Here is a 23,941-nt window from a genome sequence, read left to right on the forward strand (position 1 = left end):
AAGGCTCAATACAATAGCTATATGAACTCATTTGATAGCAAAACGCCACTTTCCGAACCAATACCGAATTCTCGACGTCGCTTTCTAGGTATTAGCCTGGGTGTTGGAGCAATCGGCATAGTTCCAGGTTGCACAAGCACACCCACCCGTAAGCCAGTTGTGGCACTGGTATTGGGTGCCGGCGCAGCCAGAGGATTTGCTCATATTGGCGTCATTAAGGTGCTTGAAGCACAAGGAATTAGACCCGATATGGTCGTTGGTAGTAGTGCAGGAAGTGTCATTGCCGCACTGTATGCCTCGGGCGCCTCAGGCAACGAATTGAACCGCCTCGCCCTCAATTTAGATGAGGCTACGATTGCCGATTGGGGCCTGCCATTTGCCGGACGTTTTGGTGGCTTGATAAAGGGCGATGCCCTACAAGCGATGCTCAATCGCGAGGTTCACAACAAGACAATTGAACAAATGAACATCCCTCTGGGGGTGGTTGCAACTGACCTGCAGTCGGGCAAAGGCATCCTATTTCGATCTGGCAATACTGGCCTAGCAGTGCGTGCATCTTGTAGCGTACCTGGCGTTTTTCAACCCGCAGTGATCAGCGGTAAAGAGTACATAGATGGCGGTCTGGTGGCACCCGTACCGGTCAGTTATGCCAGACAAATGGGTGCAACCCTGGTGATTGCGGTGAATATTTCTTCCGAACCGGTGCATCAAGATGCATCAGGCACCCTTGGCATCCTCCAGCAAACGATTTCAATCATGCAAAGAAGTATCAATCAGTACGAATTGAAAGCCGCCGATATTGTGATCACACCACAACTCAAACAAATGAGTAGCGCTGATTTCAAATCCAGGAATGCAGCTGTATTAGCGGGAGAAATCGCTGCCCAAGAACAAATGGCACTGATTAAAGAAAAGCTCAGGGACTAAAGATTGTTAGCGCCGCGTTTAATATTTTTAGCTTCGTTTAGTAATTCTTGCCTGCGAGCATCGTCTAAGCCGTCGCTACCATCTAAACGCCGGGCACCGTCAAATCGCTTATCCCAGTAGAGACTACCTAAATCATCAATCCGCACACTCGTACCCTTGGATGGTGAGTGAATGAATTTGTTATCGCCAACATAAATGCCCACATGAGAAAAAGTGAGGCGCATAGTGTTAAAAAATACTAAGTCTCCTGGCTGCAGTTCTTCTCGGCCAATTGGCTTGCCCACCCGACTCATCTCCGTGGACTTGCGTGGCAATAAGAAACCCAATTTATCTTTAAATACGTAACCAACAAAACTGCTGCCATCTAAACCAGTCTGAGGTAATTCAGCATCCCATCGATAGCGCACGCCAATTGCCTCCATAGCGCGATTGATCAACTCATCAGGCTTCCCCGCCACAGAATCCATTAGGCGATCGGATACCCGTGCAAAGTAAGACTTACCAGCTTGAAACATACTTTCCTTAGGCGCAGGGGCGTCTGCAACGGAATCACTTGGATTATCTAAGGCGTAAGAATTTGAGGCCAGCAGGGCAAGAACGCAAGTAGCCAGAATCGCTCTTAGTGCGCTGAGAGCGGTAGCTGGTAGCAAGTTTTTAAATGACATCGGTTCAGTTTAACAAAGAAGAATGATTTAACCAAGATCTCTTTAATTGCTTAAGTGATTGTTTAAAAAGGAATAATTATTTATTGCCGGTAGATATGCACCAAAATAGCCCTCTTAAGCCATTACATTAAGTAAGCTCAGCTGCGGTAAATAGTTCTTTTGTATATGCCTGACGCGGATGCTTGATCAGGGTCTCGGTATCACCAAACTCAACTACCCTACCCTCCTTCAGAACCATTAACTCATGAGACATAGCTCGAATGACAGCTAAATCGTGACTAATCATCAGATACGCGAGATTGTATTTTTTCTGCAATTCGCTGAGTAAAGCCAAAACTTGCTTTTGAATCGAAACGTCCAAGGCTGAAGTGGGCTCATCAAGCACCAAGATTTGCGGGCGCAAGATCAAGGCTCTGGCAATCGCAATCCGTTGGCGTTGACCACCAGAAAACTCATGGGGATAGCGCTCCAGGACACCCCGCTCCAATCCCACTTCGCGTACGATATCTAAGATGCGGGACTCGCGTTCTGCAGAAGTCAGTTTGGGGAAATGTACATCCAGGCCTTCTGCAATGATTTGCTTGACTGTCATTCGCGGAGATAGAGAGCCAAATGGATCCTGAAAGATCACCTGCAAACTCGAACGCATTGCACGCCTTTGCGCGGGCTTCAGATCTTGCCAATCTTCACCCAGCACTTCCACCTCACCCGAAACCTGGGCATTACCATCACCCAGCAATCCCAATACAGCCATGCCAAGAGTGGTCTTGCCGGAACCAGACTCCCCGATTACTCCAATCGTTTGCCCCTGCTTTAATTCAAAGCTGACTTTACGCAGCACTTTATGAGGCGGTGCTTTTTTTAACCATGAGATTGACTCAGAACTCGGATACGCTACTGAAAGGGCATTTGTTTTTAAAAGAACTGGTGCCAAAGGCATTACAGGAGCAATCTCTCGTGCGGGCTCGCTATTGACCAGCATTTCAGTATAAGAATTATCCGGATGATGAAAAATCTGATCCGTGGACCCCACCTCCATCATCTTGCCCTGATTGAGGACAGCAACGCGGTTGGCAAAGTGCTTTACTAAATTGAGATCATGGGTAATTAATAAGATCCCCATCCCACCATCCCCCGTTGCTTCTGCCTGGAGCTCTTTAAGCAAATCTAAAATTTGCATCCGCAAGCTCACATCCAGTGCAGTGGTTGGTTCATCAGCAATTAATAGGCGCGGTTTACAGGCCAAAGCCATGGCAATCATGGCGCGCTGTCTTTGCCCGCCTGATAGTTGATGTGGGTAGGAGTGAAAGCGTCTATCTGGCTCTGGAATACCGGTTTTCTTGAGCAAATTGATTGCCGCAGATACGCACTCTGCTTTAGAAATCAAAGGCTGGTAAATCTGTACGGCCTCTACGATTTGATTGCCCACAGTAAAGAGTGGATTCAAGGCAGTCATCGGCTCCTGAAACACCATGGCAATTTCGCGACCACGAATTTTCCGAATTTGTTCAATCGGCAAAGCCAGCAAATCTACCGGCTGAGCACCCTCTTCCTTGCCACCCCACCAAATACGACCTGATACTTTGGCGCCCTCGGGTTCTAACCTCAAAGGGGCAAGTGCCGTGAGCGTCTTACCAGAGCCAGATTCTCCAACGAGCGCGACCCGCTCCCCGATGCCCACTTCAAGATCTAAATTACTGACAGCCCATTTTTCACGACGGCCTGAACCAAACGAAATTGAAAAATTCTCATAACGCAGTAAGGCAGAATTTTGCTTGCTCATCCGCGACCTTTCGATAACAGACCCACCTTACGAGAATCAAATGCATCACGTAATGCCTCACCCATAAAGGTTAATAACAATAAGGTCGCTACTAATACAACAAAGGTGGATAAAGAAATCCACCATGCCTCTAAATTGCCTTTGCCCTGAGCAAGCAACTCACCAAGACTAGGCGTTCCGGGAGGAACACCCAATCCCAAAAAATCCAAGCTGGTTAACGATAGGATGGCAGCACTCATACGAAACGGCAAGAAAGTGATCACCGGTGTCAGACTATTGGGAAGAATGTGCCTGCGCATGATTTGGAAATTAGTCAAACCTAAGGCTTTTGCCGCACGCACATATTCCAAAGCGCGATTGCGAAAAAATTCTGCACGCACATAATCAGACAATCCCATCCAACCAAAAGCTGCTAGCAAAATAATTAACAGCGACACACTAGGATTAAATATTGAGGCAAAAATGATCAGCAGATATAGCTCTGGCATTGATGCCCAGATTTCAATAAAACGCTGCGAGATCAAATCAAATTTACCGCCAAAATAACCCATCAAAGAGCCCGTGAGAATGCCAATACTGACACCCACAATTGTTAAGGCGAGCCCAAACAAAATAGAAAGCCTGAAACCATAAATCAAACGCGCCAAGACATCGCGCCCACGATCGTCTGTTCCGAACCAGTTCTCTGCCGAAGGGGGTGCAGGATTGGGTACCTGGGAAAAATAATTTAAGGTTTCGTAGCTATACGGAATAATCGGATAAATCGCCCAATTACCTGCGCTCGTAATATTGTGGCGAATATCAGGATCTAAAAAATCCGTAGGTGTGGCAAAGTCTCCACCAAATACAGTCTCGGGTTGATTTTGCACAATCGGAAAGTAGAGATGCCCCTGATAGCGCACGATCAAAGGCTTGTCATTGGCAATCAATTCAGCGCACATGCTCAGACCAAAAAGGATCATAAAGATCCATAGACTCGCGTAGCCTATGCGACTTTTTTTAAAACGCTGCCAACGACTCATGAACCACCTCCCGCACCAAACTGAATACGGGGATCCACATAGACGTAGCAAAGATCAGAAATCAAACGTGTGACCAAACCGATCAAGGTAAATAAATACAGTGTGCCCAAGACTACCGGGTAGTCACGACGCATAACCGATTCAAAGGAGAGTAGTCCCAAACCATCTAAGGAGAATAAAGTTTCAATTAATAAGGAGCCTGTAAAAAATGCCCCAATAAAAGCCGCTGGGAAACCGGTCACTAGTGGTAGCAAGGCATTACGAAAGACATGCTTCCACAACACTTGGTTTTCAGTAAGGCCCTTAGCCCTGGCTGTAAGCACATATTGCTTACGAATTTCTTCTAAGAAAGCGTTTTTGGTCAGCATCGTGACTACTGCAAAGCTACCTAAGGCAGAAGCTGTGATTGGGAGAACCAGATGCCATAAGTAATCCATGATCTTGCCCATGACACTAAGATCATTCCAATTATCTGAAGTTAAACCGCGCAAAGGAAATATTTGCAAGAAGCTTCCACCGCCGAAAATCACCAATAAGAGGACACCCAAAACAAACCCCGGAATGGCATAGCCAACCAGGATCATCGTGCTGGTAATAGCGTCAAAACGTGAACCATCGCGCACAGCTTTGGCTATACCTAATGGAATCGAGATGAGATAAGTCAAAAAGAAAGTCCACAAGCCAATACTGATTGAGACGGGTAGCTTGGAGATCACTAAGTGCCACACACTTTCATGCTGGTAATAGCTTTGCCCCAAATCAAAACGAGCAAATCGTCCAAGCATCATGAAATAACGCTCAACTGGCGGCTTATCAAAGCCGTAAAGCGCCTTCACCTCTTCTAAACGCTGCGCATCAACCCCTTGGCGACCGCGATACGTTGCACCAGCACCAGAGGACTCTGAGCCACCAACTGCCCCTGCACCCTTTCCTTTGAGTTCAAGCACCATCTGCTCCACCGGTCCACCAGGAACAAATTGCACCACTGCAAACGTTAAGGTGAGCACCCCTAACAATGTTGGAATCATCAACAGCAAGCGCTTAAGAATATAAGTACGCATTTGTCCCTGCATTATTTAGACTCCTCTTTCCACCAATTTTGCATTACCCATGGCTCGGCTGAGTAATAGAGAGGCGGCTCTGGATAGCGCATCTCTTTACGGAATGCGATCCGATGGGTGGGGTTGTACCACTGCGGGATGACGTAATAACTATTCCATAGTACGCGGTCCAGCGAGCGTGCTGCTGCACGAAGCTCCTCACGGTTTTGCGCCTTAGTAATTTCATTTACCAAGGCATCGACCACCGGAGACTGCACTCCAATGACATTATCAGACCCCTTCTCTTTGGCCGCTGCACTACCAAAACGATCCCACAATTCATTTCCTGGATTTTGTGAATCCGGAAAGCGCACGGTGGTCATATCAAAATCATATTCATCCATCCGCTTCTGATGCAAGGCAAAGTCACTCGTGCGTACATCAACCTGGATACCTAACTTCTCCAGATTGCGGGTATAAGCTGAAATCACCCTCAGAAAGAAAGGTCCATCCTCAACCATTTCAAACCGAAATGGTTCGCCCTGCATATTGCGCAAGGCCCCATCACGATATTGCCAGCCTGCCTGGGCCAATAATTCTCTTGCTTTGCGTAAATTATTTCGCAGACTAGAAGGAGGCGCGGTTGAGGGCGCAGCAGGCATTGGACCAAACACTGCATCAGGTACCCACTTGGGATACTTTTCTTTAAGCGGCTTCAATATCTTCAGTTCGGCTTCAGTCGGCTTACTAGGGCCATTGAAGTTCGCACTCAAATCGCTGTTCGTAAAGTAGCTATTGATGCGACTGTACTGATCAAAAAAGAGTTGGCGATTGAGCCACTCAAAATCTAAGGCATAACCCAAAGCTTCGCGCACCCGTGGGTCTTGAAAAATTGGACGGCGTTGGTTCATTGCAAAACCCTGCATGCCAGCACCATTGTGATTGGTGAAGGCCTTCTTTAATAATGAGCCATCATTAAACTTGGAACCAACATAGCCTTTTGCCCAAATCTTGGCGCGATACTCGACTAAAGCATCAAACTCCCCGGCTTTAAAAGCCTCTAGGCGCACAGCATCATCACTGTATAACTTATAGAGCACTCGATCAAAGTTATAAAACCCCACCCTCACATTGAGGGGTTTACTCAATTGATCTACCCAATAATTCGGATTACGCTTGAAGAGAATCGATTTACCGGCCTTAAAAGATTCAATTAAATAAGGTCCACTACCAATCGGCATTTCAAAGGCCAACTGATCAAATGGAATCATTGAACCATCAGGACGCTTTCCCCAGTTGCGTGAAAAAATGGGGAGTGTGCCCACCATAATTGGTAATTCAGAATTATTATTTTTAAAATCAAATCGCACCTCTCTCGGAGAGAGCACTACCGCTGACTTCACATCAGCAAAAGTAGTCTTATAGCGAGGATGCGCAAGCCCGCTCATCAAGGTATCAAAACTATATTTGACATCCGCAGCGAGTACAGGAGAACCATCCGAGAACTTAGCCTCAGGTCGAATATGAAAAATGACTGACTTATGATCTGCTGCGACTTGAATATCATCAGCCAATAAACCATAAATACTAGAAACCTCGTCTGCACTGCCCTCCGCCAAGGACTCAAACATTAACTCGATACCAGGAGCGGTGACTCCACGCAAAGTAAAGGGGTTGAATTTATCAAAGCTACTTCTCGACCCAGGATTAGGCAAGGTGAGGGTTCCACCACGTGGGGCATTGGGATTGACATAGTCAAAATGACTAAAACCATCAGGGTATTTGGGCTTACCGTACTGGGAAATTCCTTGGGAGGCCTGAGCCGACAGTACTCCTAGCCCAAGCAATAGGCCTAAAAGTACGATCTGGGTAGCGCGGCGAATGGGGGTCAATATCAACATATATGCAACAATTGTAGATAGCAAACCTAATTTGAAGCAAAGGACACATCATGGGCTTTCTCGCTGGCAAAAAAATTCTGATTACCGGCCTCCTCTCCAACCGCTCGATTGCCTATGGCATCGCTAAAGCATGTCACCGTGAAGGCGCTGAATTGGCCTTTACCTACGTGGGCGAGCGTTTTAAAGACAGAATTGTCGATTTCGCTAAAGAATTCAATTCCGAGCTGATTTTTGACTGCGATGTGGGCAGCGACGAGCAAATCAGCGCCCTTTTTAAAGATCTTGCCAAAACCTGGCCACAATTTGATGGTTTTGTTCATGCCATTGGCTTTGCCCCCCGGGAGGCAATAGCTGGTGACTTTTTAGAAGGCCTGAGCCGCGAAGCCTTCCGCATTGCCCACGATATTTCAGCGTACAGCTTTCCAGCAATGGCTAAAGAAGCCCTACCGATGTTGCGTGATAAATCCTCCTTGCTAACCCTTTCTTACTTGGGTTCCCTACGTATTGTCCCGAACTACAACACCATGGGCTTGGCTAAAGCATCCCTAGAGGCATCTGTACGCTACTTAGCAGGTTCAGTCGGACCAAAGGGCATTCGCGTCAATGGCATCTCTGCTGGTCCGATCAAAACTCTGGCAGCTTCGGGTATCAAGGGTTTTGGCAAGATCTTAGACGCAGTAGCTACAACAGCACCACTACGTCGCAATGTCACCATTGATGATGTTGGCAATACCGCCTCTTTCTTGTTATCAGACCTGGCCAATGGCATTACCGCTGAAATCATTTATGTGGATAACGGCTTTAGTCAGGTGGTTGGCGGAATGGAAGAAGCTTGAGCGTTCCATTGGGTGAGGCCCTTAAATTTTGGGCTAAACTAGGTTTTATTAGCTTTGGTGGGCCTGCCGGACAAATCGCCGTCCTTCACCAAGAGCTAGTCGAAAAGCGTCGCTGGATTTCTGAGCGGCGCTTTTTACATGCGCTCAACTATTGCATGCTGTTGCCAGGACCAGAAGCACAGCAACTAGTAACCTATATGGGCTGGTTAATGCATCGCGGTATCGGCGGCGTATTAGCTGGATCGCTTTTTATACTGCCGTCCTTTTTTATCCTCATTGCACTCTCGTGGATTTACCTGAGTTTTGGTCAGATACCCTGGATCGCTGCGATCTTTTTTGGAATTAAACCGGCAGTCACTGCAATCGTCCTTCATGCGGGCGTACGCATTGGCAAACGCACAATCTATAACCAAGCTTTGAAGTGGATTGCACTAGCCTCCTTCTTAGCTATTTTTATCCTCAATTTGGCCTTTCCGCTGATTGTGCTGATTGCCGCTGCAACCGGTATTTGGGGTAGTAAATATCGCCCTGAATATTTTTCTCAAAATAACACCCCCTCTCAAGATCACGCTAGAGATTCTGCTGATGCGCTGATTGATGATGACACCCCGATTCCCGACCATGCCCGCTTTAGCCCAAGAAAAATGGCTGTTCAATCTGCGCTTGCCGCCGGCTTTTTCCTCATCCCAATCATTGGGTTAACTATAGTATTTGGCTGGAAAACCCTTTACCCAGAACTGGCCTGGTTCTTTACCAAAGCCGCCCTCCTCACTTTTGGTGGAGCTTATGCAGTTTTGCCTTATGTCTATCAAGGTGCAGTAGATCACTTTCATTGGTTGAGTGCAGGGCAGATGATGGATGGATTAGCTCTTGGAGAAACTACACCTGGGCCACTCATCATGGTGGTCACTTATGTTGGCTACTTAGCTGGACATATTGGGCATTTGCTTGGATACAGCAATCCATTTTGGTACGGAGTGCTCGGCGCAACCATTGCAACTTGGTTTACCTTTTTACCCTCCTTCTTTTTTATTCTGGTTGGCGGCCCGCTCATCGAGTCAACCCACGGCAAACTCAGCTTTACTGCACCATTGACTGCAATCAGTGCTGCAGTGGTTGGCGTCATCCTCAATCTAGGTTTATTTTTTGCCTATCATGTCTTTTTGCCCCACGGTATTTCGGGGTCAATCTCCTGGCTCTCGCTTGCGATTTGTATCTTGGCTGGATTAGCCCTCTTTAAATTCAAAAGAGATGTCATGAGTGTTTTATTGGCTTGTGCATTCGCGGGTTTACTGAGTTATTTTGCATCAAGCCTAATGGCTGTTTAATCAAACCTTCAAAAAAATATCAATCTTTATGAATCCACTTGATACCAGCATCAGTATTTGCACCAACTTTCTCTTTGTGCCTGGCACACGCCCAGAGCGTTTTACTAAAGCACTCAATAGCGGGGCTGACGCCGTCATTATTGATCTAGAAGATGCAGTAGCTGCACAAGATAAAGATAGCGCCCGCAACGCCATTCGCACCGCCTGGCCAACATTTACCGGTGATGAAAAAAAACGTCTCATTATTCGCACAAATGCTCCTGGCACCCGGTTTTATTCTGCCGACCTCATTCTGGCGCAAGAACTTTCAGTAGTTTGTCTACTCATTCCAAAAACCGAATCACTGGATCAAATCAATGGAGCCGCTCAAATCCTGCCCAATACAGCACTGATTCCAATGATTGAAACAGCGCTTGGATTAGATCGCCTAAAAGAGATTGCGAGCTCCAATCAAGTACTGCGCCTAGCGCTTGGAAATCTAGATTTACAGGCTGACTTAGGCATGGTGTGTGATGCGCAAGAAACAGAATTACAAACCGCCCGCTATCAAATGGTCTTAGCTTCCCGGCTTGCGCGTATTACCCCTCCAATTGATGGAGTCACGCCTTCCACGGATGATCTTGCACAGATTGAGGGAGATTCGCAGCGGGCTAAGCGCATGGGCTTTGGCGGCAAACTGTGCATTCATCCCAAACAAATTCCCGCAGTAAAGGCGGCTTTTATGCCCACTAGCGAGGAAATTGAGTGGGCTCGCAAAGTAATCGCAGCGGATCAAGTCTCTCAGGGTGGTGCAGTGAAGTTGGATGGCCGCATGATTGATCGACCCGTTGTACTGCTTGCACAAAGAACGCTCGCTATTGCTGGTAAATACTGATCTTTTTCATCCTTAAAGCTGGCAAAATTAAGGCTTAGCTCAAGCAATATCTTGGGCTGTCTAATGAAGAATGAAGGCTTTTTGATGGGAATGGGATTATTGCGCAATTTTTTTGCGGTCCTCGGAGCGCTTGTGCTGACAATCTGCCCGCTCGGGGAGAATGCATTCGCTCAAACATACCCCATTAAACCCATTACCTTAGTGGTTCCTTTTTCTGCAAGCGGTCCAACGGATACTGTTGCCCACCTCATTGCAGGCCCTATGGGCAAAGACTTGGGCCAAGAAATTCATATTGAAAATATAGCGGGAGATGGCGGCACCATTGGCACATTACGGGTAGCACGCGCTGCACCAGACGGTTATGTCATTCTGATCAACCACATTGGCATGGCAACTGCACCTGCTCTTTACAAAAAACTCCCTTACGATCCACTGAAGGACTTTGAATACATTGGACAAGCGGTCGATGTGCCGATGGTCTTGCTGGGACGTAAAAACTTACCACCGAATAATCTTAAAGAATTAGAGTCCTACATCAAGTCCAACAAAACGCATGTGACTATCGCCAATGCTGGTCAAGGAGCCGTTTCGCAGTTGTGCGGGCTTTTGTTTATGTCTCGCGAAGGAGTTGAGTTAACTAGCATCCCCTATCATGGAACTGCCCCAGCATTGACGGATCTATTGGGCGGCCAAGTGGACTTGCTATGTGATCAAACCACGCAGGTTGGTCCCTATATTCAAAAGAATTTAGTCAAGGCTTACGGCGTAACAACGCCAGCGCGCTTAAGCTCCCTACCAAACATCCCAACCCTACAAGAACAAGGTCTAAAGGGGTTTGAAATAGAAGCATGGATTGGGTTATACGCACCCAAGGGTACGCCTACTGCAGTGATTGCCAAACTCAATAAGGCACTTAGGTCAGCGCTAAATAATCCCGCTGTCAAAACGCGTTTAGCAGAATCCAATATTGAAATTGCTCCGATGAGTAAGGTCACGCCGGCAAGCTTAAAACAACACCTTGAATCCGAGATTAATAGGTGGGGTCCGATTATTCGTAATGCCGGCGCTTACGCTGAGTAAGCTCTACCCCGCCCTAAACAGAAAACCTGATCTGGCTTTTTCGCGACGCCTCTGATTCCAGGCAAGCAATATAGAAATCATCGACCAAAGCGCTAAAAATGGATCAAGCACGTAGTCCCATAGATTCATTGACTCATGCCAATGCACTGACCAAGCAAGGAGCGCTAGTGCGAAGATCCATGTGCCCTTTACCCAGCCAGCAAGGCCACAAAAAATAGCAAAAATGAGTACTCCTGCCAATAAGGCGATTGAGCTATAACCCCATACATAGGGGTCAGTCATACCAAACCCCAAGGCAAATGGATAGAAAGCGCATGCTGCGATGAGAGCAGTGATTTTAAATCCGAGCGGAATTGGCTTGGATGGTAGAACGCTAGACCATAGCAACAACATCGTCACAACACTCAGATCTCCCGTCATACCACGCACATATCCAGCTAAGGGCAACTCCATCGATAAACCTAAGGGCCAGAAAAATACATTTCCAATCAAGAAAGTCAGGAGGATGCGCACAAAGACAGGAAATTCAGTTTGAAAAACCTTTTGAGCAAGCAGCAAGATGAGGATTCCACATGTAAGGGACATCTCTAGAAGCGCAATCGTTTGTAGATGATTTGTCATTGCTTCAGCCCTTCGGTTTTGTCCTCAAGCAGAGCCGTTTGATGCTGCGCATGCTCAAGCCAAGCGCCACTAAAATAAATATGTCGGATTCTTTTTCGATCCCAGGTATAGACCAAATGCGCATCTCGACCATTTGCCGTCAGCAAATAAGGATATGAAAATTCGCGACGCTGCAAATCAGGCAAGGCTTCATCATCCTCAACAGTTTGAATGATTGACCAATCACTATCTCTGCCATTATTCATCAGCAACACTAAGCGGTAGCGTCCTGTTTCTAAATTATTCAAGGCCATCAGGCGAGTTCCATTGGCTAAGCTGATGACAGCCAATGCTGAATTGGGATTTGCGATTGGAAGATCAGAGCCGATCTGCCAATGACGCCCAGCGTCTTTAGTCACGCTAACCGGAACCTCCTTTGCTTGGTCACTGCTGCGCGTTTGACGGAAATAAGCACTTGCCTGCTCTTGACCATCAATCAAAATAGCTGGTTGAATAGCGCCCCTACCTGAGCTCATTCGTCTTAGATCAATCACCCTGTTATCTTCAATGCGCAGTAATTCACCAAATCGCCCAATCCATTCATGGTAAGCCGGCAATCCAATGCGGCCATCCTCAAATGCAATAGCTGGCGACTTCACTAAGGTGCTTAAGTTCACCAAAGGCGAGGTGATTAATCGCTCAGGCTTGCTCCAAGTGATGCCCTCATCATTGGATATCACACTAGAAATAGAGCTACCTGCCCAGCCTCCAATAGAGACGGTGACGAAAAATAACTGCAATCGCCCATCAGCCATACGAGCAGGTACAGGATTGCCCAATTTAGCAATATAACGAGATAGCCCACGTTCAGCGCGCACTCGATCCATCACTACAGTAGGTGCACTCCATGCACTCTCTTTTGAGTCAAAGACCGAGCTGGCAATCACTACATCGGGAGCCCCCTCTCGACTGCCTGCAAACCAAAATGCACGTATGGTTCCATCATTTAATGCAATTAATGAGGCTGCATGCACCGATGGAGCGCCAGTATCAGGCAACCAGTCAGCTTCAGGGGCAGAAATAGGTAACTTGGTTTTGGTCTGCTCTTCATTTGCAGGTTGCCTTGCGACTTCGAAGGGTGGTTTAAATGAGGACCAAGCGGGTTGACTATCAATACGCAGATAAGCCAGTACCCCTGCGATCAATAAAAAGCACAAGGCGAGAATACGATTCATCGACAGGCATCCTTGTCAGCACTGAGATCGCCCACCCTGACTGGCGAAGAAACTAAATACTCATCCACAAATAGATGTTCGCCAACCTGCCCCATGATCATTGCCCTGATCTCGGAATCAGAATGACGCGCCCGCATTTCCATTCGCTTACCTACTAGAGCACAAGTCTCGCAAATGACTGGCTCTGAGCCCAATGGAACTTGGACCGCTACCAAAGGATAAGTAGCTAGAAGTTCAGACACATTGCTAGCATCTTTAGAGGGGTAGCCATGCAGTTGTGCGCCTGGCAACAATAAGCGGTACTCCTCATCTTTTGCCCGGTAATCACATGGAATCCATACATCTTTTCCAGCAACCGCCTCAATCGTCTCAGCCTTATAACGTCCGAGTGCAGCCTCTAACGGTGCAAGACTGCTGGTGAGTGCACAGTACACCAAAAAGCAGCTCGCCAAAGCAAGCGCCTTACATCTCTTCTGACTCAATAGACCGAGCAAGGCAAGTACAAGACTGATGGCCATCAAAGCCCAATGGTCAAGCGGATAAACCCAAGCTCCAGCATCGCCCAAAAAATGAGACAGCTGCAGATTGTCACCGATCCAGCATAGGGCAACTAAAACAAGCAACTGCAATAAGAGCGCCAACCTGAAGCCCCATAAGGGCAGTCGCTCCCAATACAAGGCAATTAAAGCGGCAAATGCTGGCATCACTGGTAAGAGGTAACGTCCTGATCGCTGGCTTGGAAAACTAAATACCAAGAAGAAAGCAATGATCAACAAGAGCAATAGACTAGCTTCCAGTGGCATGAAGCGGCGTTCACGCCACATCTGCCCTAAGGTTGAAAGCAGCACAAATATAAACAGACCAGCATTTGCCAGAGTGGTAAGCGCCAACATCCAAATACTATCTCCACCACGTAACAAATCGAGTATGTAATTGGAGCTACGGGCCTCGAACTTGCCAGCGTTTTCACCCAGCACAAACTCTCTCCAAATTGCCTCGGGATGAGGGTCGAGCGCAAACCACAGTGAAAACACCACAAGAGCCAATACTGCAATCAGAATCAGCTTGTATAAATCGCGCTTTACTAAATCACCTATTGACCATTCACGCCAGCGCCAGTAATACAAACCCAGGGCAAAAGATGCTGGGACGATATATGCAAAAGATTTGGATAACAGTGCCAGGCCAAAACAGAGGGCAGCAAACAAGGGGAAATACATTTTTGAATTGAATGCAGCCCTACCCCAATAGAGCAGCGCCATAAATGGCAGACTCAACCAAAAAACTTCACCAGGATCGGTTAGAAAAGGTCGACCATAGCGATAGCTTGAAAAAAAGGAGAGCCACACTAAGGCTGCCAAAACCCCAGTTCGAGAATGAGCACTAAAACGACGCACTGCCAAGAACAAGAAAAAAGCGGTGAGCGCGGTATAAAGCACACTGGGCCAACGTAAGTTAAAGAGGCTCCAGCTTTCACCCCAATGGGTACTTGCAATCCCCTCCCAGAAAAGCAAAGGTGGCTTGGTATTTTTCAACCCCTCCATCTCCGATTGCAATGGCAACCATTGCCCCGTTTGCGCCGTCATCCGCACAATATGCATATAGGGATACTCATCCCCATTCTTTGGCGCAAAGCGGCTATCCAAACCATATATATAGGTAAAGATGCTGAGCAATAAAATGAGAATTGCGCTACGGCAGGTGAATGAACGTGTCATCCTGCTAGTTTATAGGGCTTGCAATGAATAGCTTAAAAATGGGTATTTTGAGATACTCTGGAGTGATGAGAACGCATCAACCCCACAAACATATCAAGCCTGTTGCGCTAATCCTTTGGATTTTTGGTGCTTTAAGTACCTGCGCCTATGGTCAATCAAACACTCCAACAGCGCTATACCAACGCAGTCTAGCTGCTACCTGCGCCAATTGCCATGGCACTGATGGCAAGGGGGTGCCAAATGGTGGAATGCCTTTAATTAACCATCTCAGTAAAAAGCAAATGCTCGAGCAATTATTAGCCTATAAAGCAGGAACGAAAGCGGGCACCATCATGCCTCAGCTTTGCAAGGGTTATACCGATGAGCAACTTGCTGCCATTGCACAGGAGTTAGGCAGTCATGAATAAGCGCCGAGAATTTCTAGGTCATGGCATGGGAATGCTTGGCCTCTTGGCTGGTGCTTCTGGGTCGGCACATGCCAACTTGCAGAGCGCAGAGATTGTCGTCATTGGCGGAGGATATGGTGGGGCTACTGCGGCCAAATATTTACGACTTTTCTCAAACAACACGGCACGGGTCACTTTGATAGAACCCAATGCAGCTTTTATCTCATGCCCCCTCTCGAACCTGGTAGTAGGTGGCAGTAAAAACTTGGCTGAACTCACCATCTCTTATGCTAATTTAAGCAAACGCCATGGCATCAAGATGATTCAAGATAGCGCGCTGCAGATTGATCCAGAAACAAAACGGATCAAACTCTTCTCGGGTCAAATCGTACCCTATGACAAGTTGGTAATTTCCCCAGGCGTCAGTCTGTTAATGGATTCAATAGAGGGTTTAAGCAACGCCAATCGAGCTGGAGTGACATTGCAAGCCTGGAAGGCGGGTCCCGAAACTATCGCATTGCACAAACAACTGAGTGCAATGCGTGATGGCGGCATCTTTGCTATCAGTGTTCCTGAGGCACCCTATCGCTGCCCACCAGCACCATACGAGCGTGCCTGCCAAGTAGCAAGCTACCTTAAGCAACATAAACCCAAATCCAAAGTACTCATCTTGGACGCTAATCAAGATATCACCTCCAAAGGCGCCCTCTTTAGAAAAGTATGGGCACAGGATTACCCCGGTTTAATTGAATACCGACCCAATCAAAATGTCATTGCGGTAGACGCAAAAACAAAAACGATCAAACTTGAAATCGATGAAGATGTCAAAGCAGATGTGCTTAATCTGTTACCTGCCATGAGTGCTGGCGATATTGCGGTTAAAACTGGTTTAGCAAATTCCAATGGACGCTGGGTCAATGTCAATTTCCTGAACTTCGAATCCACTGCGCAAAAAGATATCCATGTATTAGGCGATGCAATCCAAGTTGCCTATGCAATGCCAAAATCTGGCCATATGGCGAACCAGCATGCTAAGGTAGCCGCCGCTGCCATTGTTGCCGAGCTCAATAACTGGGAAGTGAATCCCGCACCCGTTCTCACTAATGCGTGTTATAGCTTTGTCAGCCCAACCCAAGCAGTTCACGTGGCTAGCGTGCACCAATATAACGCTGCAGAGCAAACCTTTAAGCCCGTTCCAGGCGCTGGGGGACTCTCTTCGGAACCCTCTCTTCTTGAGGGAGAGTATGGTTGGGGTTGGGCTCATAATATCTGGGCAGACACCCTTGCTTAAATTAGCAATATAAATATAAAGGAGCGCAAATGACACCCCGCTTACCAAAAGATGCCTCAAAACTTGAAGACGCGCTTGAGCGCCTGACTGTTCCCATCGGTAATTTATTTGTATCGTTATTTCATCGCATTGCTTTGTTTGGAATTGGCGCTGCAACTGTTTGGTCAGCAGCAGTGGCCTTTATCGGCATGGCCAATAAAGGCTCAGCCTCCATTGAAGATTTACTGCTCTTATTTATCTATCTTGAGATCGGCGCCATGGTTGGGATTTACTTCAAGACCAATCACATGCCAGTGCGTTTTTTGATTTACGTTGCCATTACTGCAGTAACGCGCTTAATTATCGATCTAGTAAACACCAGGCATGAGGCGGATATGGCCATCCTTTTTATGGGTCTCACCATTCTGATTTTGGCTCTCGCAAATGCGATAGTTCGCTATGCCTCATTCAAATACCCAAGTAAGTCTGGGGATAGCGATTAGACTGATGGGTTATTAAATGCCTTAGTCTGATAGGGGTGAACACCTCGATTCAGGCAACTGCGGACGTAATCAATACTTGTACGCAAAGCGTAGTAATCACTCGACATACTCTTGGATAACTCTATATTCAAGACTTGGTATTCCAGTAGATCGAGCTTTTTAAGATAAGCATCTCGATCAATCGGCCCCTCGTCCATGGTTAACTCTTGCTCGTACTGCTTGAGGGTGCCGTACATCCGAATCAGCTTATTTTGCATACGCTTCTTGCGAAAACTGGGTAATGCCATCAGGGCTGGATAGGCAAATACGAATAAAGGCAGCATGATAAATAGCAAGCGGTTAATCATTTCTGCCAACCAAAATGGGAGATAGTTCATGAGCCAAGGTGAGCCATTTTTCTCAAAGTGAACCGCTACCGGACTCTCGGGGAGCGTGGAGTTTTTAAATGCTGGAAACTCACCTCGCTTAGAAAAGAATGTGGCTTTGCCATTGATGCTTTTTGCAGCCTCAATAAATAAGAATTGAATCGCTGGATGCATCCGATCGTCAATCAATAGATTGGTAGTCGTAGATAACAGCTTAATATCTTTATTTGGAAAATTACGGCTTAGACTAAAGGCGCCTTCTGGAACATTCAAAATGGTCAAGTAAGGCAATGCGCGTGCATAAGCCTCTGCCCGGGAAAAATTAGACAAGTGCAGTTCTGGGTCATTAATCAAGGCTTGCACATTGGGCGCCTCAAATGTATCTGCAATAAAGATGGCATCTATCTCCCCTTTTTTGATTGCTTGTACCCCTTGCTCTTCAGGCAAATATACAAAATGAGGTACCCGGTCCAAACCCGATGCCTTCAGCACCTGCATAGCTTGCGCATGGGAACTGCCACCCTCAACGCCAACAGAAATCACCACATTTTTTTTAAGTTCGCCTAGGGCTTTCATTGCCTGAGAATGAATATCTTTTACTTCGGGGTCGCGATAGAAAAACCAAATCGGGTCATAAGTAATGGATCCCAAAGATTCGATGCCCTCTACTCCGCTGGGGTTATAGACGCCAGCTTGGACAAAAGCTGCCTGCACGGGATCCTTCCGATCAACTAAGAGCGCAATATTTTCTTGGGCACCTTTAGTTGCTTTGAGCTCTAACTTAACACCCTGCTGAGCAAAAAATTCTGCATACTTTTTTCCAAGGATTTCATAAGAGCCTCCAGGTGCTCCGGTTGCCATGACAACATGCCTAGGAGGTGGAGGGTCAGCGTACCACCAGGCAAACATCAGTGCGAGCAAAATAAATAAAAGGATTGGCCAGGTCTCTTTTAAAAAAACGAGAAAATCGGACCAATATTCCCGAACCATCTCATGTAAACCTAAAAAGGTTTCTTTGGTGTTTTTCTTAAAACTTCCCATGGCTTTGCACCCAGCAAATATGTCAAAAGCCAATGATAATGTGCTTATAAACTTATGAACTAATCGATCAGGAGAAATGATGATCCAAATCCGTAAATCTCAAGAGCGCGGCTATGCAGACCACGGCTGGCTCAAAAGCCTCCATTCCTTCTCGTTTGCCGGATACCATGACCCCCGATTCATGGGCTGGGGTAATTTGAGAGTGATTAATGAAGATCGTGTAGCGCCAGGCATGGGCTTTGGTAAGCACGGCCACCGCAATATGGAAATCATTAGCTACGTTCTTTCTGGCGAGTTGGCTCACGAAGACAGCATGGGCAATGTCAAAGGTATACCTCCCGGTGATGTACAGCGCATGAGTGCCGGTACTGGTGTCACACATAGTGAATTCAACTATGCGAAAGACCAAACAACCCACTTTCTACAAATCTGGATTGAACCCAACGCCCTTGAAATTCCGCCGAGCTATGAGCAAAAAACCGTTCCCGCTGAGGATAAGCAAGGCAAACTGCGTTTAGTTGCCTCTCCAGATGGTGCGGATGGCTCAGTAAAAATACATGCAGATGCCAAAATGTATGCGGGCCTATTTAACGGTACGCAAACTGCAGAACTGAAGCTCAATCCCGCAAACAAGGCTTACGCCCACCTCATTCGAGGTACTTTAGATATCAATGGCCAGCAGTTGTCAGCAGGTGATGCTCTCCTCATTGAAAATGAGAGCCATATCAGCTTGAGTCAGGGTCAAGATGCCGAAGTCCTGGTGTTTGACTTAAGCAATTAAAGCGCGACCGAACTAAGGCTAATGGGAGTTAGAATTAAGATCATTGGCTCATTTGGAACTTCGTCAGAATTATGAAATTCAAGGACTATTACGAAACGCTTGGTGTTGCACGTGGCGCCACCGAAGCAGAAATCAAAACGGCTTACCGCAAGCTTGCTCGTAAATATCATCCGGACGTGAATAAAGCAGCAGACGCAGAAGAGAAATTTAAAGAACTGGGCGAGGCCTACGCTGTCTTGAAGGATACAGAGAAGCGCGCTGCTTACGATCGTATGGGTGCCAACTGGAAGAACGGTCAAGATTTTCAGGCGCCACCAAACTGGAATGATGGTTTTGAATTCACTGAAGGTGGTGGCTATAACCCAGGTTATGGCGGCGGTCACGAAGGCGATCAGAGCGAATTCTTTGAATCCCTATTTGGCAGAGGCAGGCATCGCGCTGGCGGGAGAGCAAGCCAGGGAAATGCCAGTCAAGGTATGCACTTTAAAGGCCAAGATCACCATGCCAAAATTTCAATTGATATAGCCGATGCCTATAACGGCGCCAAGCGCACGATTGCCTTGCATATGCCTACTCTAGATGCCAGTGGACATGTCAGCACCCAAGAGCGCAAACTAGATGTCAGCATTCCAAAAGGGATTAAGGCCGGCCAAAACCTGCGCTTAAGCGGTCAAGGAGGCCCGGGTTTTGGCGAAGGTGGCGCAGGCGATCTCTATTTAGAAATTGATTTTCTTCCCAATCGTCTTTATCGCGTCGATGGTAAAGATGTCTATCTTGATTTGCCTTTAGCTCCCTGGGAAGCAGCGCTGGGTACAACCGTCAATGTGCCAATTCCATCTGGCTCAACCTTGGAATTGAAAATTCCTGCCGGGACTGTGGCAGGTCGGAAGATGCGCTTAAAGGAAAAAGGTATTCCAAGCAAAGAGCCGGGTGATTTTTATGTTGTGCCAACAATTTCTTTACCCAATGCAGAAACCGATGCTCAAAAAAATGCTTACAAGGCCTTTGAGCAGGCTTTCGACTTCAACCCCAGGGCAAACTTAAAGGGATGACTGTAATGACACAAACTAATATGACATGGATTGAAGGCGCCGTTGTTGAAACGGAGATTCACATGACTATTGTTGAGCTCGCGCACGCCTCAAGAACCCCTGAAGATCTCATCATGGCTTGGGTTTCTGAGGGTGTATTGAGTCCAGTAGGATCATCTCCTCAAGAGTGGCGCTTTGGAGGAGACTCACTCAAGCGCGCAAGAATAGCGGCGCACCTCACTCATGATCTGGATTTAAATACACCCGGAGTAGCCCTCGCCCTAGATCTCCTCGAAGAAATCTTTCAATTGCGCAAGCGTTTGCAGCGTGAGAACCTAGGTTAAACGGACTTGGATTCCAATCTTCTTAAAAAACCAGCCCAAAATGCTGGGGACATCAGTTTATTTTCCGCCACAGCATTAGGCATTGGCGGCATGATGGGCGCTGGTCTCTACTCTCTTTTGGGATTGGCAAGCGTCCATGCTGGCACCCATGTTCCGCTCGCTTTTTTCATCGGCGCAATTGCTGCCTCCTTTTCGGTTTACTCTTACGCAAAACTAGGCGCTGCATTTCCTAGCAGTGGGGGCGCTGCAACTTTTACGGTCATGAGTTTTGGTCCTGGAGTGATTTCAGGTGGACTCAACCTCTTTCAGTACATCGCTTATTTAATCGCAGCCGCTCTCTATGCGGCAGGCTTTGTGGAGTACACCAACACCCTTTTTGGTGGCGATTTATCCACGGTCACATTGAATCTCATTACTGTTGCCATTATTTTGGTTTGCAGCTTTATTAATTTATTGGGGCCCAGCCTGGTGGGTCGAGCAGAAACGGTAGCGATTGCTTTGGTAGTAATCAGTCTTTTAGTTTTTTCTGCTATGGGCTTTCATCAAGCCGATCTGAAAACATTTTCAATGTCTGGCGGTTCGGCTGAAGGAATCGCAGTAGCGGCGGGAATTTTATATATTAATTTTCAAGGCTTTGGAGTGGTAACGAATTCCTCCTCAGCAATGAAGAAGCCTCAAAAAGAACTGCCGCTTGCCATGTTTTCTGCATTAATTTTGGTAACCATTGCCTACCTCTTGGTGAGTGGCGCAGTAGTCCTGCTGATGCCTCTAGGTTCGATCGAATCACACAATGGCCACGTATTGGCTGATGCCGCTCAAATAGTCGCCGGCAAGCTTGGCTTGGTAATCATTAGCATTTCTGCATTGTTAGCTTGTGCAGCTGCTGTCAATGCCACTATTTTTGCAGCATCCAATATCGCCGCTGACCTAGCCAATAAAACTGAGGCGTCAGCGGTACTGGGAAATCGCATTCTCAAAAATAATGTGCACGCCCTGACTGTTTCTTCTGTAGGTGTCATTATTTTGGCTTTAATTTTCCCACTCGAAGAGGTGGGACAAATGGCAAGTTTGGCTTTCTTGCTAGTCTATGCCGCAATTACTTATGGGCATATTCGCATTCACCTCAAGACTGGGGCTAAACCTCTAATTTTATGGTGCGCCATTGCAATTAACTTAACACTCTTTACCGCGCTCTTTATCAATACTCTGAAAACCTCACCATCAAGCGCCATTGCTCTGATTATTGCCCTAGTGAGTTCTTTTGGAATAGAAACCTTCTTTAGGCTACGCCCCAAAAGGCACTAAGCCTCTGAACGCGCCAATAACCATTCCCAGCGTTGCAACTTTTGGTCTAAGTCTGCTGTGATTTCCGTTAAGCGGGCTTGCATGCTAGCAGCTAATTCAGGTTCACTCTTATAGAGATCGGGGTTGCTCATGCTAATCCCAATTTCTGCCTGCTCTGCTTCCAAACCTTCAATTTCTAAAGGCAGCGCTTCTAACTCTTGACGCTCTTTGCCTTTCAATTTAGACACTGCCGCTTTAGCCGCCAAGGGTTTAGCCTCAGACTTTTTCTCGAGCTTTTCAGGGGGCTTTGCTACAGCATGACTAGCGCGAATTTTGTCTGAGCGGGCTTTCTGAATCTTCCAATCCTCATACCCGCCCTCATACTCGCGCCAGAATCCATCACCCTCATTAGCAATGATACTTGTCACTACGTTATCTAAGAAATAGCGATCATGACTCACCAAGAAGACGGTACCCTTGTAATCTTGTAGCAGTTGCTCCAACAAGTCCAAGGTATCAATATCCAAGTCATTTGTTGGCTCATCCAATACCAATACATTGGCTGGTCGTGCAAATAAGCGGGCAAGCAACAAACGATTGCGCTCACCGCCCGACAATGTACTCACCGGTGAATTCGTTCTCTCTGGTGCAAATAAGAAATCGCTCAAATAGCTTTTGACATGCTTACGATTGCCATTAATTTCAACCCATTCACTACCCGGACTAATATAGTCTTCAAGCGAGGCATTGAGATCCAAGCCCTCGCGCATTTGATCAAAATAGGCAACCTCTATGCGGGTACCCATGGTTGCAGTACCAGAGTCTGGCGTAATGCTGCCTAATATCAACTTGAGTAAAGTAGTTTTACCGGCGCCATTAGGGCCAAGTAGGCCGACTTTATCACCACGCAAAATAGTCGCCGTAAAATCAGTAACGATTGGGCGGTCATAAGCCTTGCTGACATTTTGCAAGTCAGCAACGATCTTGCCACTGCGGTCACCAGCCGAGACAGCCAGCTTAACTTGACCAACAGCATCACGACGCTGCGCACGGCTGGCACGCAAATTTTCTAAACGGGCGATACGCGCAACACTACGTGTACGGCGTGCTTCTACCCCCTTACGAATCCACACCTCTTCTTGTGCCAGTAATTTATCGGCACGGGCATTAGCCAAAGACTCAGCATTCAGCTCCTGGTCTTTTAAGACTTCGTATTGGGAAAAATTTCCGGGATAGCTACGGAGAATGCCACGATCTAATTCAACAATCTGTGTGCAGACGTTATCCAAGAATGCGCGATCATGGGTAATGAGTATGACTGAGCCCTTGTACTCTCGCAAAAGCGCTTCTAACCATGAAATAGAATCCAGATCTAGATGGTTGGTAGGCTCATCTAAGAGCAAGACATCAGGCATCTCTACTAAAGCCCGCGCCAAGGCAACCCGTTTTTTGGTGCCGCCCGATAGCGTGCTGATTTTGACATCACCATCCAGATGAAGACGGTCTAGGGTTTCATAAACACGTTGCTCCCAATTCCAACCGCTGAGCGCCTCCAACTGAGACTGAACCTCGTCCATTCTGTGCTGAGATACATCATCCCAATCGCCCACACTCAAAGCCTCATACTCCTCACGCAAGGCTTTTACCTGGGATACGCCCTTGGAGACAGCATCAAAAACGGTTTCCTCAGCTGCAAAAATAGGCTCCTGAGGGACATAGGCAATACGTAGGCCCTGCTGGTATTGCAAAAGCCCATCATCCATTTTTTCAATACCAGCCAAAATCTTCAATAGAGAGGATTTGCCGGTGCCATTGCGGCCAATTAAGCCAACACGCTCCCCTGATTCCAGTGAGAAAGCGGTGTTTGCGAGGAGGTCAACGTGGCCAAAAGCCAGTTTTGCATCAGTAAGTACGATTAAAGCCATGG

22 protein-coding genes are annotated in these 23,941 nt (G+C 47.1%); 12 read left to right on the plus strand and 10 right to left on the minus strand.

The features are described from left to right. The first annotated feature begins 21 nt into the window (after positions 1-21). Positions 22-927, plus strand: coding sequence for a patatin-like phospholipase family protein (locus M2125_RS04470; RefSeq protein WP_076024221.1), 906 nt, complete (start codon positions 22-24; stop codon positions 925-927). Here M2125_RS04470 and M2125_RS04475 read toward each other — a convergent pair. From M2125_RS04475 to M2125_RS04495, 5 genes are all read right to left on the minus strand, one after another. Continuing rightward, positions 924-1,592 carry a C40 family peptidase gene (locus M2125_RS04475; RefSeq protein ID WP_280742556.1) on the minus strand — a complete coding sequence of 223 codons (669 nt, stop codon included), beginning with the start codon at positions 1,590-1,592 and terminating at the stop codon, positions 924-926. The two genes, M2125_RS04470 and M2125_RS04475, sit on opposite strands and share 4 nt — an antisense overlap. Positions 1,593-1,719: 127 nt before the next feature. Continuing rightward, positions 1,720-3,375, minus strand: a complete 1,656-nt coding sequence (locus M2125_RS04480; protein WP_280742557.1) for an ABC transporter ATP-binding protein — start codon at positions 3,373-3,375, stop codon at positions 1,720-1,722. After that, a complete protein-coding gene (locus M2125_RS04485) occupies positions 3,372-4,397 on the minus strand; it encodes an ABC transporter permease (RefSeq protein ID WP_076024224.1) in 1,026 nt (341 codons plus the stop codon). The genes M2125_RS04480 and M2125_RS04485 overlap by 4 nt, the downstream gene beginning before the upstream one ends. Continuing rightward, positions 4,394-5,458, minus strand: coding sequence for a microcin C ABC transporter permease YejB (locus M2125_RS04490; RefSeq protein ID WP_198929312.1), 1,065 nt, complete (start codon positions 5,456-5,458; stop codon positions 4,394-4,396). Before M2125_RS04490 ends, M2125_RS04485 begins: the two co-directional genes overlap by 4 nt. An 11-nt stretch (positions 5,459-5,469) precedes the next feature. Next, positions 5,470-7,338: an extracellular solute-binding protein gene (locus M2125_RS04495; protein WP_076024226.1), complete on the minus strand. Its 1,869-nt coding sequence runs from the start codon at positions 7,336-7,338 to the stop codon at positions 5,470-5,472. A 50-nt stretch (positions 7,339-7,388) separates the two neighbouring features. On the opposite strand from M2125_RS04495, the gene fabI reads away from it, so the two are divergent. The 4 genes from fabI (at position 7,389) to M2125_RS04515 (ending at position 11,456) form a co-directional block, all read left to right on the plus strand. Beyond that, the gene (gene fabI, locus M2125_RS04500) at positions 7,389-8,174 is read left to right on the plus strand and encodes an enoyl-ACP reductase FabI (protein ID WP_280742558.1); all 786 of its coding nucleotides are present in this window, start codon (positions 7,389-7,391) and stop codon (positions 8,172-8,174) included. Further along, positions 8,171-9,502 carry a chromate efflux transporter gene (gene chrA / locus M2125_RS04505; protein WP_076024228.1) on the plus strand — a complete coding sequence of 444 codons (1,332 nt, stop codon included), beginning with the start codon at positions 8,171-8,173 and terminating at the stop codon, positions 9,500-9,502. Before fabI ends, chrA begins: the two co-directional genes overlap by 4 nt. 28 nt (positions 9,503-9,530) lie before the next feature. Further along, a complete protein-coding gene (locus M2125_RS04510; protein WP_076024229.1) occupies positions 9,531-10,376 on the plus strand; it encodes an HpcH/HpaI aldolase/citrate lyase family protein in 846 nt (281 codons plus the stop codon). A 63-nt stretch (positions 10,377-10,439) separates the two neighbouring features. Further along, entirely contained in the window at positions 10,440-11,456 is a 1,017-nt protein-coding gene (locus M2125_RS04515; protein WP_233126728.1) for a tripartite tricarboxylate transporter substrate-binding protein, read from the plus strand. A gap of 3 nt (positions 11,457-11,459) precedes the next feature. Here M2125_RS04515 and M2125_RS04520 read toward each other — a convergent pair whose 3' ends face one another. From M2125_RS04520 to M2125_RS04530, 3 genes are read right to left on the minus strand one after another with little or no spacing between them, the layout of a single operon-like run. Beyond that, a complete protein-coding gene (locus M2125_RS04520; RefSeq protein ID WP_076024230.1) occupies positions 11,460-12,077 on the minus strand; it encodes a hypothetical protein in 618 nt (205 codons plus the stop codon). Continuing rightward, positions 12,074-13,291 carry a sialidase family protein gene (locus M2125_RS04525; RefSeq protein ID WP_076024231.1) on the minus strand — a complete coding sequence of 406 codons (1,218 nt, stop codon included), beginning with the start codon at positions 13,289-13,291 and terminating at the stop codon, positions 12,074-12,076. Before M2125_RS04525 ends, M2125_RS04520 begins: the two co-directional genes overlap by 4 nt. Next, entirely contained in the window at positions 13,288-15,009 is a 1,722-nt protein-coding gene (locus M2125_RS04530) for an ArnT family glycosyltransferase (protein ID WP_280742559.1), read from the minus strand. Before M2125_RS04530 ends, M2125_RS04525 begins: the two co-directional genes overlap by 4 nt. 23 nt (positions 15,010-15,032) lie before the next feature. On the opposite strand from M2125_RS04530, the gene M2125_RS04535 reads away from it, so the two are divergent. Genes M2125_RS04535 through M2125_RS04545 form a run of 3 tightly spaced genes read left to right on the plus strand, consistent with a single transcriptional unit; the run spans position 15,033 to position 17,168 of the window. Then, positions 15,033-15,416, plus strand: coding sequence for a c-type cytochrome (locus tag M2125_RS04535; protein ID WP_280741963.1), 384 nt, complete (start codon positions 15,033-15,035; stop codon positions 15,414-15,416). Beyond that, on the plus strand, positions 15,409-16,686 hold the full coding sequence (locus tag M2125_RS04540; RefSeq protein WP_280742560.1) for an FCSD flavin-binding domain-containing protein: 1,278 nt from the start codon (positions 15,409-15,411) through the stop codon (positions 16,684-16,686). Before M2125_RS04535 ends, M2125_RS04540 begins: the two co-directional genes overlap by 8 nt. A 29-nt stretch (positions 16,687-16,715) precedes the next feature. Then, complete coding sequence (locus tag M2125_RS04545) at positions 16,716-17,168, plus strand: phosphate-starvation-inducible protein PsiE (RefSeq protein WP_076024234.1); 453 nt, start codon at positions 16,716-16,718, stop codon at positions 17,166-17,168. Here M2125_RS04545 and M2125_RS04550 read toward each other — a convergent pair. Then, entirely contained in the window at positions 17,165-18,574 is a 1,410-nt protein-coding gene (locus M2125_RS04550; RefSeq protein WP_280742561.1) for a TAXI family TRAP transporter solute-binding subunit, read from the minus strand. The two genes, M2125_RS04545 and M2125_RS04550, sit on opposite strands and share 4 nt — an antisense overlap. A gap of 79 nt (positions 18,575-18,653) precedes the next feature. On the opposite strand from M2125_RS04550, the gene M2125_RS04555 reads away from it, so the two are divergent. The 4 genes from M2125_RS04555 to M2125_RS04570 all read left to right on the plus strand — a co-directional run bounded on the left by M2125_RS04555 (position 18,654) and on the right by M2125_RS04570 (position 22,035). Beyond that, positions 18,654-19,355 (plus strand): pirin family protein, encoded by a 702-nt coding sequence (locus M2125_RS04555; protein ID WP_277541552.1) that lies wholly within the window; start codon positions 18,654-18,656, stop codon positions 19,353-19,355. Between the two features lie 71 nt (positions 19,356-19,426). Continuing rightward, entirely contained in the window at positions 19,427-20,407 is a 981-nt protein-coding gene (locus M2125_RS04560; protein ID WP_280741959.1) for a DnaJ C-terminal domain-containing protein, read from the plus strand. A gap of 5 nt (positions 20,408-20,412) precedes the next feature. Continuing rightward, a complete protein-coding gene (locus M2125_RS04565) occupies positions 20,413-20,730 on the plus strand; it encodes a chaperone modulator CbpM (RefSeq protein ID WP_280741958.1) in 318 nt (105 codons plus the stop codon). A gap of 6 nt (positions 20,731-20,736) precedes the next feature. Continuing rightward, positions 20,737-22,035: an APC family permease gene (locus M2125_RS04570; protein ID WP_076024238.1), complete on the plus strand. Its 1,299-nt coding sequence runs from the start codon at positions 20,737-20,739 to the stop codon at positions 22,033-22,035. On the opposite strand, the gene M2125_RS04575 is transcribed toward M2125_RS04570, so the two are convergent. Further along, a complete protein-coding gene (locus M2125_RS04575) occupies positions 22,032-23,939 on the minus strand; it encodes an ATP-binding cassette domain-containing protein (RefSeq protein WP_280742562.1) in 1,908 nt (635 codons plus the stop codon). The genes M2125_RS04570 and M2125_RS04575 overlap by 4 nt on opposite strands. Positions 23,940-23,941: the final 2 nt, after the last annotated feature.

This window comes from Polynucleobacter sphagniphilus, from assembly GCF_029892205.1.
GTDB lineage: Bacteria > Pseudomonadota > Gammaproteobacteria > Burkholderiales > Burkholderiaceae > Polynucleobacter > Polynucleobacter sphagniphilus.